This is a genomic window from Streptomyces sp. NPDC059009 (assembly GCF_042740175.1).
In the GTDB taxonomy this organism is placed as follows: domain Bacteria; phylum Actinomycetota; class Actinomycetes; order Streptomycetales; family Streptomycetaceae; genus Streptomyces.
The window spans coordinates 31,286-41,671 of the sequence record NZ_JBHYJB010000066.1; the positions used below are offsets into that span (position 1 = coordinate 31,286).

Annotated in this window: 10 protein-coding genes; 8 read left to right on the top strand and 2 right to left on the bottom strand. The window is 73.6% G+C overall.

The window, feature by feature from the left end; genetic code table 11:
- Positions 1–26 precede the first annotated feature (26 nt).
- The 7 genes from ACFWYM_RS42095 (at position 27) to ACFWYM_RS42125 (ending at position 7,433) form a co-directional block, all read left to right on the top strand.
- The gene (locus ACFWYM_RS42095; RefSeq protein ID WP_384850136.1) at positions 27–1,997 is read left to right on the top strand and encodes an FAD/NAD(P)-binding protein; all 1,971 of its coding nucleotides are present in this window, start codon (positions 27–29) and stop codon (positions 1,995–1,997) included.
- On the top strand, positions 1,994–3,400 hold the full coding sequence (locus tag ACFWYM_RS42100; RefSeq protein WP_384850139.1) for a lyase family protein: 1,407 nt from the start codon (positions 1,994–1,996) through the stop codon (positions 3,398–3,400). Before ACFWYM_RS42095 ends, ACFWYM_RS42100 begins: the two co-directional genes overlap by 4 nt.
- Before the next feature lie 342 nt (positions 3,401–3,742).
- Positions 3,743–4,513 carry a BTAD domain-containing putative transcriptional regulator gene (locus ACFWYM_RS42105; protein ID WP_384850167.1) on the top strand — a complete coding sequence of 257 codons (771 nt, stop codon included), beginning with the start codon at positions 3,743–3,745 and terminating at the stop codon, positions 4,511–4,513.
- 115 nt (positions 4,514–4,628) lie between these two features.
- Positions 4,629–5,219 (top strand): RNA polymerase sigma factor, encoded by a 591-nt coding sequence (locus ACFWYM_RS42110; RefSeq protein WP_384850142.1) that lies wholly within the window; start codon positions 4,629–4,631, stop codon positions 5,217–5,219.
- The gene (locus tag ACFWYM_RS42115; RefSeq protein ID WP_384850145.1) at positions 5,216–6,037 is read left to right on the top strand and encodes an MGMT family protein; all 822 of its coding nucleotides are present in this window, start codon (positions 5,216–5,218) and stop codon (positions 6,035–6,037) included. Before ACFWYM_RS42110 ends, ACFWYM_RS42115 begins: the two co-directional genes overlap by 4 nt.
- A gap of 26 nt (positions 6,038–6,063) precedes the next feature.
- Positions 6,064–6,606 (top strand): methylated-DNA--[protein]-cysteine S-methyltransferase, encoded by a 543-nt coding sequence (locus ACFWYM_RS42120; RefSeq protein ID WP_384850148.1) that lies wholly within the window; start codon positions 6,064–6,066, stop codon positions 6,604–6,606.
- 26 nt (positions 6,607–6,632) lie between these two features.
- Positions 6,633–7,433 (top strand): 2OG-Fe(II) oxygenase, encoded by an 801-nt coding sequence (locus ACFWYM_RS42125; protein WP_384850151.1) that lies wholly within the window; start codon positions 6,633–6,635, stop codon positions 7,431–7,433.
- A gap of 21 nt (positions 7,434–7,454) precedes the next feature.
- Here the strand turns inward: ACFWYM_RS42125 and ACFWYM_RS42130 are convergent, their stop codons facing one another.
- Together ACFWYM_RS42130 and ACFWYM_RS42135 are read right to left on the bottom strand one after the other, a co-directional pair.
- On the bottom strand, positions 7,455–8,489 hold the full coding sequence (locus tag ACFWYM_RS42130; RefSeq protein WP_384850154.1) for an NAD-dependent epimerase/dehydratase family protein: 1,035 nt from the start codon (positions 8,487–8,489) through the stop codon (positions 7,455–7,457).
- On the bottom strand, positions 8,486–9,445 hold the full coding sequence (locus ACFWYM_RS42135) for a ScbA/BarX family gamma-butyrolactone biosynthesis protein (RefSeq protein ID WP_384850157.1): 960 nt from the start codon (positions 9,443–9,445) through the stop codon (positions 8,486–8,488). The genes ACFWYM_RS42130 and ACFWYM_RS42135 overlap by 4 nt, the downstream gene beginning before the upstream one ends.
- Positions 9,446–9,661: 216 nt before the next feature.
- On the opposite strand from ACFWYM_RS42135, the gene ACFWYM_RS42140 reads away from it, so the two are divergent.
- Positions 9,662–10,339 (top strand): ScbR family autoregulator-binding transcription factor, encoded by a 678-nt coding sequence (locus ACFWYM_RS42140; RefSeq protein WP_384850161.1) that lies wholly within the window; start codon positions 9,662–9,664, stop codon positions 10,337–10,339.
- The last annotated feature ends 47 nt before the right edge of the window (positions 10,340–10,386 follow it).

Here is a 10,386-nt window from a genome sequence, read left to right on the forward strand (position 1 = left end):
CTCCCGACACCTCATGGAGTACGCATATGCCCAGCGGGGAGTTCACGGTCTGCATCGTCGGCGCAGGGCCGCGCGGACTGTCGGTTCTGGAGCGGATCTGCGCCAACGAGCGCAAGTCCGCCTCCCACGACGCGGTGACGGTGCATGTGGTGGAGCCGTACCGGCCGGGCTCCGGCCGGGTCTGGCGCACCGCGCAGTCCCGTCAGCTGCTGATGAACACCGTCGCCTCGCAGGTGACGGTCTACACCGACGACAGCGTCGACATGGACGGGCCGATCGAGCCCGGCCCGAGCCTGTGGGAGTGGGCCCGTTCCCTCACCCCGGCGCCGGGCCTCGGCGCGGACGTCCTCACCGAGGCCCGGCGCCTGGGTCCCGACGACTACCCGACCCGGGCGTTCTACGGGCGGTACCTGGAGGACGTGTTCGACCAGGTCCTGGCCGCCGCGCCGCCGCATGTGACGGTGCGGGTGCACCGGGCCCGCGCCGTCGCCCTCGACGAGGGCCCGTCCGGCCCCGGCCAGGTCCTGACCCTGTCCGACGGTGAGCGCCTCGACGGGCTCGACGCGGTGGTGCTCGCCCAGGGGCACGTGGCGGCGCAGCCGACGGAGCAGGAGCGGGCGACGGCCCGCGCGGCCCGCTCCCGGGGGCTGCTGCACCTGCTGCCCGCCAACCCGGCGGATCTGGACCTGTCCGGGGTGGGCCCCGGCGAGACGGTGCTCCTGCGCGGGCTCGGCCTGAACTTCTTCGACCACATGGCGCTGCTGACCACGGGCCGCGGCGGGGTCTTCCACCGGGACGGCGACCGGCTGCGCTACCGCCCTTCGGGCCGCGAGCCGCGCCTGTACGCCGGGTCGCGGCGGGGGATTCCGTACCACTCGCGCGGCGAGAACGAGAAGGGGCCGCACGGCCGGTACCTGCCCCGGCTGCTGACCGAGGAGTTCATCGCGGGCCTGCGGCAGCGGGCCGTGGACGGCGAACGCGTCTACTTCAGCACGGACTTGTGGCCGCTGGTCTCCCGCGAGGTCGAGGGCGTCTACTACGGCGCGCTGCTCACCGCGGGCGGCCGGGACGCGGAGCGCGCGGCGTTCACCGACCGCTACCTGGCCTGCCCCCCGGGGCCCGGACAGGACGCGCTCCTCGACGCGTACGGCATCGCGGCCGCGGACCGCTGGGACTGGGAGCGGCTCTCCCGGCCGTACGGCGAACGGGAGTTCACCGACCGCGACGCCTTCCGCGCCTGGCTGCTGCCGTATCTGGACCGGGATGTGCGCGAGGCCCGCGCGGGCAATGTCAGCGGTCCGCTGAAGGCCGCCCTCGACGTGCTGCGCGACCTGCGCAACGAGATCCGGCTCGCCGTCGACCACGGTGGCCTGGACGGGAATTCGCACCGGGACGAGCTGGAGGGCTGGTACACGCCGCTCAACGCGTTCCTGTCGATCGGCCCGCCCGTCTCCCGGATCGAGGAGATGAGCGCGCTGATCGAGGCCGGCGTCCTCGACCTCGTCGGCCCCGACCTGGAGGTGCGCGTGGACGACACGGCCGACACGGCCCCGGCGTTCGTGGCCCGCTCCCGCCAGGTCGGCGGGGCGCCGGTCCGGGCGTCGGTGCTGATCGAGGCGCGGCTCCCGGAGCCGGATCTGCGGCGCACGGCCGACCCGCTCCTCGCCCAGCTCCTCGCCGCGGGCCAGTGCCGCCCCTACCGCATATCCGGTGCCTGCGGCACGAGTTACGAGACCGGGGGCCTGGCCGTGACCGAGCGGCCGTTCCGGGTGGTCGACGCGGCGGACCGCCCGCACCCGCGGCGCTTCGCCTACGGCGTGCCCACGGAGAACGTGCACTGGGTGACCGCCGCCGGCATCCGGCCCGGCGTCAACTCGGTGACCCTGGGCGACTCCGACGCGATCGCCCGCGCCGCCCTGGCCCTCGCCCCGGCTTCCCCCACCCCAACACCCGGCCGCCTGCGCCCGGTCGGCGACCTGACGGAGGCACCCGCATGAGCTCCCCCTTCGACGGCGGCCCGGACACGGGACTGCTCTCGCCGGTACGGGCCGGCACACCCGTGGAGGAGGCGGTGTCCGACCGGGCCTGGCTGCAGGCCATGCTCGACGCCGAGGCGGCCCTCGCGCGGGCCCAGGCCGGGCTCGGCACGCTGCCGCCGCGGGCCGCCGCGGCGATCACCGGGGCGGCCCGCGCCGAGCGGCTCGACCTGCGGGCCCTCGCCGTCGCCGCGCGCGAGAGCGCCAACCCGGTGGTGGGTCTGGTCCGGGCCTTCACCGAGCTCGTCGCGCGCGACGATCCGGCCGCGGCGGAGTATGTGCACCGCGGCTCCACCAGCCAGGACGTCTTCGACACCGGCGCGATGCTGGTGTGCGCCCGCGCGCTGCGCATCATCCGCGGCGACCTGCGCCGCACCGCCGACGCCCTCGGCTCGCTCGCCGGGCGGCACCGGGACACCCTGATGGCCGGCCGGACCCTGACGCTGCACGCCGTACCCACCACCTTCGGCCTGAAGGCGGCCGGCTGGCGGGAGTTGGTGCTCGACGCCGCCGAGCGCATCGACCGGCTCGTCGAGGGCGGTCTGCCCGTGTCACTCGGCGGCGCCGCGGGGACGCTGGGCGGCTATCTCGAGTACGCGGCGCTCGACGGCGGCCAGGTGCCGGATCCCGGCGACTACCTGGACCGGCTGACGGCCGCGTACGCCCGCGAGACGGGGCTCGCGCCGGCCGTGCTGCCGTGGCACGCGCTGCGCACGCCGATGGCCGACCTCGCGGCGGCCCTCGCCTTCACCGCGGGCGCGCTCGGCAAGATCGCCGTCGATGTGCAGTCGCTCGGCCGCACCGAGGTCGGCGAGGTCGCCGAACCCACGGCGCCCGGCCGGGGCAGTTCGTCGGCGATGCCGCACAAGCGCAACCCGGTGCTCGCCACCCTGATCCGCGCCGCGGCCCTCCAACTTCCCGCTCTCTCCGGTGCGTTGACCCAGTGCCTGACGACCGAGGACGAGCGCTCGGGCGGGGTGTGGCACGCCGAGTGGCTGCTGCTGCGCGAGTGCCTGCGCCTGGCGGGCGGTGCCGCGCACACGGCGGTGGAGCTGGCCGAGGGCCTTGTCGTACGGCCGGACCGGATGGCCGCCAACATCGGCCCAGCCGGGGACGCGATGACCTCCGAGCGGGTCGCCGCCGTGCTCGCCCCGCGGATCGGCAAGGCGCACGCGAAGCACCTCGTCTCCGAGGCGACGGCGCGCGCGGCCCGAACAGGCAGGCCGCTCGCGGAGGTTCTGGGCGGCGTACCCGAAGTCGCCGAGCACCTCGACGCGGTGGCGCTGCGCGAGCTGCTCGACGTGGCCGCGTACACCGGCGCGGCCGGCCCGCTCGTCGACCGCTCCCTCGAGCGCCGGGGCTGACCGCACGGCCGTCCGGCCCGGAAAGTTGATGGCCGAACCAGCCGGACGGCCGAATTCCGCAGCGCCCGAGTTTCCCCACCTGCCGGGTGAACCCCCGTACGCTCTGCCGATTTCCGGGACGCCTCGAATTCACCAGCGAGGTATTTCGGAAATCAAAAAGGTCGGGCGGCCGGTAAATCACCGACAGGGGTTGAAGATTGACAGGACGCGCCCTTGTCAATAGCCTCGAATAGGCACTAAGGGCCTGTTCAGGGCGGTACCCTTCAACCCCAGACGCGTTTTTGCAACAAATCCGGCCGCAAGGCCGTACCCGGCAGAACTGCGAGGGACATTCCGGTGGACATGGGCGTGCTCGGCTCCCTGATGCTGGCAGAAGGCGGCGAGAATTTCATTCCCAGCGCACCGAAGCCGCGCCAGCTGCTCGGCTTTCTCATGCTCAACGCGAACCGCGTGGTCCGGGCCACCGACTGCATCACCGAGCTGTGGGGGACCCAGCCGCCCAAGAGCGCCATGTCCACGCTGCAGACCCATGTGCTGAACATCCGCCAGACGCTGCGCACCCCCCGGGTCGATCTCAGCGACACCCTGATCACCCGGAACCAGGGCTACCAACTCCAGGTGCGCGAGCAGGACTTCGACCGCTGCCGGTTCATGTGCCTGGCCAAGCGCGGCCGCGAGGCCGCCGCCGACGGCCGCACCGCGCTCGCCTCGCAGCTCTTCTCGGACGCGCTCGCCCTGTGGCGCGGCCCGGTCCTCGCCGATGTGCACACCGGGCCGATGAGCTCCCCGCACCTCGTGGAGCTGGAGGAGACCCGTAAGGGCGTGCTCGAGCAGCGCATCGAGGCCGACCTCGCGCTGGGCCGCCACCACGATCTGCTCGACGAGCTGAGCACCCTGGCCGCCCTGCATCCGACGCACGAGAACGTGCACGCCCAGCTGATGGTGGCCCTGTACCGCTGCGGTGAACCGGCCCGCGCGAGCGCCGTCTTCCAGCGCCTTCGCCGCACCCTCGGCGAGTCCCTCGGCATAGCGCCCGCCCCGCGCATGCAACGCCTCCACCAGGCGGTCCTCAGCGGCTCACCGCTGCTCGACGCGCCCGCCCTCCGCGCATGACCCGCCGCCACGGCGACGCCTCGGGGCGCCGCCCGGCCCCCTCACGTATCCCTGCCCCGCGTCCCCCGTGCGGGGCGGTGCAACCCTTCTCCCGGGGACGGTGTTTCTCTCAGTGATGGACGACAAGGCCGAGCAGCTGACCGAACTGCTGGCGACGGATCTCGACGCCGGCTTCACCGAGCTGGTCCGGATGCACGCCCGGGCGGTCCATGCGTTCCTGCTCCGGGTCTCCGGCTCCGCCGCGGAAGCCGACGACCTCGGGCAGGACACGTTTCTGCGCGCGTACACGGCACTGCAGGGGTACGCCCCCGAGCGGCGCCGCGAGTTACGGGCGCGGCCCTGGCTCATGGCCATCGCCGCGAACGTGTGGCGCAACCATGTGCGCACCTGCACCCGGCGCCCCGCCACCGCGGCGGTGGGAGTGGAGGACACCGTCGACGTCTGGCCCGACCACGGGCCGGGACCGGAGGAGAAGGCGACGACCGCCGACGACCGCCGACGCCTCGTCGCGGCCCTCTCCGAGCTGCCCGAGAAGCACCGGATACCGGTGGTGCTGCACCATGTGGTCGGCATGAGCTACGCGGAAGTGGCCGAGGTGCAAGGGTGTGCGGTGGGCACGGCCAAGGCGCAGGTGTCCCGAGGACTCGGCAACCTTCGCCGGCTGCTCACCCCCGAGATACCAGTACTACGGGAGGTGACAATGTGAACCGGAGGGACAAGGGCGCGGTGCCTTCACCGACGCGGGTGACGGGCGGCCTGCTGCCGGATCTCGTCCCGCCGCCGCCGCAGGACTTCGCGCTGCGCGTGCTGCAGCGCGTGGGGATCCCCCGCGAGCGGTACGACACATACGTCCGCCTCGACCTCCCCGCGGGCGGCCTGTTCGTGGCCGCGGATCCGCAGGCCGTGACCGGCGCCGCCCTGGACTCCGCGGGCCTGACGGCCACGGGATTCGAGGAGCTGCACCACGCGCGCACCGGCCGCTCGGCCATCCCGGCCGCCAAGCCGTTCCCCGGTCTGACCACCGCGGTGCGCACCGGCCGCTCGGCACGGCTGCCGGTCGACCTCTCGGCGCTCGGCGCGACGGACCGTGCCGTGCTCGAGGCCGTACGCACCGTTCCCACCGGGCAGTTGCGCCCGGTGAGCTGGATCGCGCGGGAAGCGGGGCTCACCGGCCCCGACGTGACGGCGGTGGTGGTCGGGGCGCTCGCCCGCAACCCGGTGATGGTCCTGGTCCCGTGCCACCGCGTGACATACGACGACGGCACGCCCTGCGACGCCGCCCACGTGCCGGACGCGGGTGCCGCGCTGCGTGCGGCGGAGGGCATCGACATGCGGCGGGTGGACGAACTCCGCGACCGCGGCGCGATGTTCCTCGCCAGCGACACCACCCATATCTACTGCCATCCGACGTGCTCCCACGCCCGCCGGATCACCCGGCCGCACCAGGTGCCGTTCCGCACGGCCCGGGACGCGCGCCGAGCGGGCTACCGCGCCTGCAAGAGCTGTCGGCCGGTCACCGCGTGAACGGGACGGCCGGGAAAGGGAGTTCGATGTCAGGCCAGAGCAGCCGGCCCGCGGCCACGGCGGCCGTCCTCGCCCATCCCTCGCCCGTCGGCGAGCTGGCCCTCGCGGCCACGGACGAGGCCCTCGTCCTGTGCTCCTTCGCCGGGGCCGAAGCCGCCGCGCGGCGCCTCGCCGGGGCCGGGCTGCGGCCGTCGGCCGCCGCTTCGGCCACGCCCGCACAGCGGCGGCTCCTCGACGAGGCCCGCGCCCAGCTGGACGGCTATCTGGGCGGCACCCGCCGGGAGTTCACCGTCCCCGTGGACCTGTGTCTGGCCACCCCGTTCAGCCGTGAGACGGTCGGATCCCTCACCTCCCTTGTCCCCTACGGACGGACGACGACGTACGGCGCGCTCGCCGCGGCTCTGGGCCGTCCGGGCGCCGCCCGCGCCGTGGGCACGGCCCTCGGTGCGAACCCGCTGTGTGTGGTCCTGCCCTGCCACCGGGTCGTCGGCGGCTCGGGCCGCGACACCGGGTACGCGGGCGGCCTGGAGGCCAAGCACGCCCTCCTCGCGCTCGAGTCCACCGCGTGAACCGCTCCTCGTGAAAGCAGCCTGACGTGACCCCGTACGACGAACCGACCCTGCCCGGACTCGGTGACCGCGGCGCCGCGCCACCACGCCACGGCCACCCCGAGGCGTCCGGCGGCCCGGCCCCGGTGGAGCTGCCCGCCCTCGACACGCTCGACTGGGCTGCCCTCGGCGCCGAGTTGGACGCCGAGGGCGTCGCGCTCACGCCGCCGCTGCTCACCGAGGAGCAGTGCGCCGAGGCGCGTGCCCTGTTCGACCGGCCGGAGCGGTTCCGCTCCACGGTGACCATGTCCGCGCACCGCTTCGGCGAGGGACGCTACCGCTACTTCGGCCACCCCCTGCCGCCCCTGGTGCGGACGCTGCGCGAGCGCTTCTACCCGCCGCTCGCCCGGATCGCCAACACCTGGGCCGACCGTCTCGGCGAGCCCCGGTTTCCGCTGGACCACGCCGAACTGCTCGCCGCCTGTGCCGCCGAGGGACAGCACCGCCCCACTCCCCTGCTGCTGCGCTACGAGCGGGGCGGCTACAACTGTCTGCACCAGGACGTGTACGGCACACTGACCTTCCCGCTCCAGCTGGCCGTGCTCCTGGACCGCCCCGAGGTGGACTTCACCGGCGGCGAGAGCGTCTTCGTCGAGCAGCGCCCGCGCGCCCAGTCCCGGCCGCTGGTGCGGCGCCCGGTGCAGGGCCAGGGCATGGTCTTCACGGTGCGCAACCGGCCGGTGCCGTCGGCGCGCGGCTTCAGCCGCGTCGCCCTGCGCCACGGCGTCAGCGCCGTGCACGAAGGGCGACGCCACGTCCTCGGAGTGATCTTCCACGACGCGCGGTGACGCCGCCGGCGAGCCGGCCGCTCAGCCGGCGACCGGCACGCGCAGCTCCCGCTCGTACCACCCGGCGCACTCGGCGAACCGCCCGATCGGGCCGGGCCCCGGCTCCAGGCGGGTCCGGTCCCAGATGCGGCTGCTGTCGTACCAGTGGTCCTGGGTGAGCAGCGCGTACTGGTGGTCGGAGAGTTCGGGCACGGACCGCGTGACGAGCTCCCGGTGGTCCTGGAGCGACAGCGCCCCCCGGGGCGGGGGCAGACCGAGCAGCCGCCCCAGGGCGAACACGAGGCTCCGCATGCATACGGGCCGGGGGTGCGCGGCGTGGTACACCTGACCGCCGCCGTCCTGGCCCGCGGCCTCGTCCCCGTCCCCGTCCCCGTCCTGCCCCTGGCGCACGAGCGCGCCCACGAGCCGGGCGAGATCGTCGACGGCGATCATCGAGCTGTGCGCGGGCCGCAGCGTCGGCCAGTCGGGCACCCGCCGCAGGAGCCGCGCCAGGGTGGGAACGACCCATCGGTCCCCCACCCCGCTGACCAGATGGGGCCGCAGGACGACCCCGCCCGCGTCGAGGACCGCGGCCTCCGCGGCGAGCCGCGAGGCGCTGGCCGCGGACTGCGGCCCGGGCGTCAACTCCCCTTCCGCCGCGCCGCGGTGGGGTCCGCTGCCGTAGACGGATGCGGTGCTGATGTACAGGACGCGCCGGACTCCGGCCCGGCGGGCCTCGTCGAGCAGGGCCAGGGTCCCGGTGTGGTTGACCGCGTCGCACCGGGCCGCGTCCCGGCCCACGTAACTGGCCGTGTGCACCAGCGTGGTGACTCCCGCGCACGCCCCGCGCAGCGAGGCCGGGTCGGTGAGGTCTGCGGTGGTGAACTCCACGCCGTCGGGGACCGCTGCGGCCGGGGGCCTGCGGGAGGCGAGGACCCGCAGCCGGGGGGCGGCGGACGCACGCGCGGAGCCGAGCAGTTCACGCACGATCGCGCTTCCGATGAATCCGGTGCCGCCCACGACGAGCACGGGGTCGACGGCGTCCCCCGGGCCGGTGGTGGTGCGCGCCGGGCTCAACACCCCGGTTCCTGGTGGATGGCCACCTTGCAGGAGCCGACGCGCTCCCCTGCCTGCCGGAATTCGACGCTGAGCTGCTGACGGCCCGTAGCGTCCTGCCGCGGAGCGGAACTCGTGACCAGGCAGGGGGAGTCGTGCTCGACGTACTGGTCGAACGAGGCGGCGCCGGCGAGCAGGAGCCCGTCGGGGCGGCCGAGTTCGGCGAGCGCGGCCTGCCGGGCCGCCTCCATGAGGACCATCCCGGGGACGTGGTCGACGGGGTGGTCGAACAGCACCGGATGGCTGGCGTCGGCCCGCAGAGTGCGCACGCCGACGGCCGGACCGTCTGCTAGGACGACATCCAACTCGGCCTCCCTACCTACAAGTTGAGGACGAACAGATGGAGGTACCACATGCGAGGGGCGGGCGCCGAGACGCCCGCCCCGCAGCCGCTCGTACACGCCGGGCGGGATGACCTGGGTGGAGAGATGGCCGCTGCCCACGCGGGCGCCGTCGCGGTGGGCGATCACGTCGACGGCGTACGACTTGACGACGCCCCGGCGGCGGACGACGTCGCGGAGCGTCACGTCGAGGGAGACATGGGCGGGCCGGGAGCCGATGCGCGCGCCGTCCTCGGTCATGTCGAACCACGTGCTGTCGGTGGCGAAGTGGCTGCCGAGCGGGACCCGCAGCGCTTCGTGCGCGAGGAAGAGCGCGACCTGGCGGATGGACTCGGCGAACAGCATCGGGTCGTGCCAACGCCCCGCCACGGAACCGTAGTAGCTGTGCCCGCGGGACCACTGGGCCCCGATCCGGTACGCGTCGTCGCCCGCGGTCCGGAAGCCGGTGAGCAGTACCTCGGACACGGCGGCCCGGTGTACGAGTGTGCGCGGAACGGTTTGCTCGAAGAGCTCCGCTTCATCCGGCATATGATGTTCGTTTGCCGGACGGTCGGCTTGGATCAGTGCACTCATCATGACCTCCCCCATACGCACTCTCCCTTGGAGAGGCGCGGCTTGAGCAGGACAAACGCCGGGCGCTCGGCCCGCGGGATCGTTGGTGCGACTTGCTCGTATAGTACCGGCCGACTGGTATTCGAAAGCAAGAGGGAGCACAATTGACCTGAGCGAGGTCGCGGTGATCGTCGGAGGGACGGAAGACCACCTTCTGCGCCGCGGCGGAGGGAGAGTCAAGTGAGTACACGCCGGGAACGAGCAGAGGTCACACGGCAGTCCATCCTCGACGGAGCGGCAACTGCCTTCGACGCGGCGGGATTCGGCAGTACGAGCCTCAGTGACATCGCCAAGCACTCCGGTGTGACCAAGGGCGCCATGTACTTCCACTTCCCGTCCAAGGAAGCCCTGGCCCACGAGCTGATGGCCGATCAGTTCAGCGTCCTCCCCCTGCTGCCGAACACCGAGCACCCCGGTGTGCAGAACGTCATCGACATCACCCACCTCGTGGCGCACGGCCTGCGCACCCGCGTGCGGGTGAGCGCGGGCATCCGCCTGGTGATCGAGTTCGGCTCCTTCACCGAGCCCAACCCGGGCATGTACGACACCTGGATCGAGACCATGCGTGACAGCCTGGCCCCGGCCCAGGGCCGCGGTGACGTGAAGGCCGACGTCAACGTCAACGACGCCTCGACCTACATCGTGGGCGCCTTCGCGGGCGTCCAGATCACCTCCCAGGTGCGCACCCGCCGGGCCGATCTGCACGAGCGCGTCACGGACATGTGGACCTGGCTGCTGCCCGGCCTCGTCCCCGTGCGCCGCATCCCGCGCTTCGACCCCAAGGGCTCGGCCGAGCTGTGGGAGCGGTTGGAGCAGGACATCGCGGAGTCGCAGAACCAGGCGGTCGCGGCCGACTGACGCCGCGGCAGCGGGACTCGGGCCGTCGACGGCGGTGCGGCCCGCGC

Bases quoted from the DNA above. Each gene is read 5' to 3' on its own strand.
- ACFWYM_RS42105 (WP_384850167.1), top strand. From the start codon at position 3,743: ATGGGCGTGCTCGGCTCCCTGATGCTGGCAGAAGGCGGCGAGAATTTC.
- ACFWYM_RS42120 (WP_384850148.1), top strand. From the start codon at position 6,064: ATGTCAGGCCAGAGCAGCCGGCCCGCGGCCACGGCGGCCGTCCTCGCC.
- ACFWYM_RS42095 (WP_384850136.1), top strand. From the start codon at position 27: ATGCCCAGCGGGGAGTTCACGGTCTGCATCGTCGGCGCAGGGCCGCGC.
- ACFWYM_RS42135 (WP_384850157.1), bottom strand. From the start codon at position 9,445: ATGATGAGTGCACTGATCCAAGCCGACCGTCCGGCAAACGAACATCAT.
- ACFWYM_RS42100 (WP_384850139.1), top strand. From the start codon at position 1,994: ATGAGCTCCCCCTTCGACGGCGGCCCGGACACGGGACTGCTCTCGCCG.
- ACFWYM_RS42110 (WP_384850142.1), top strand. From the start codon at position 4,629: ATGGACGACAAGGCCGAGCAGCTGACCGAACTGCTGGCGACGGATCTC.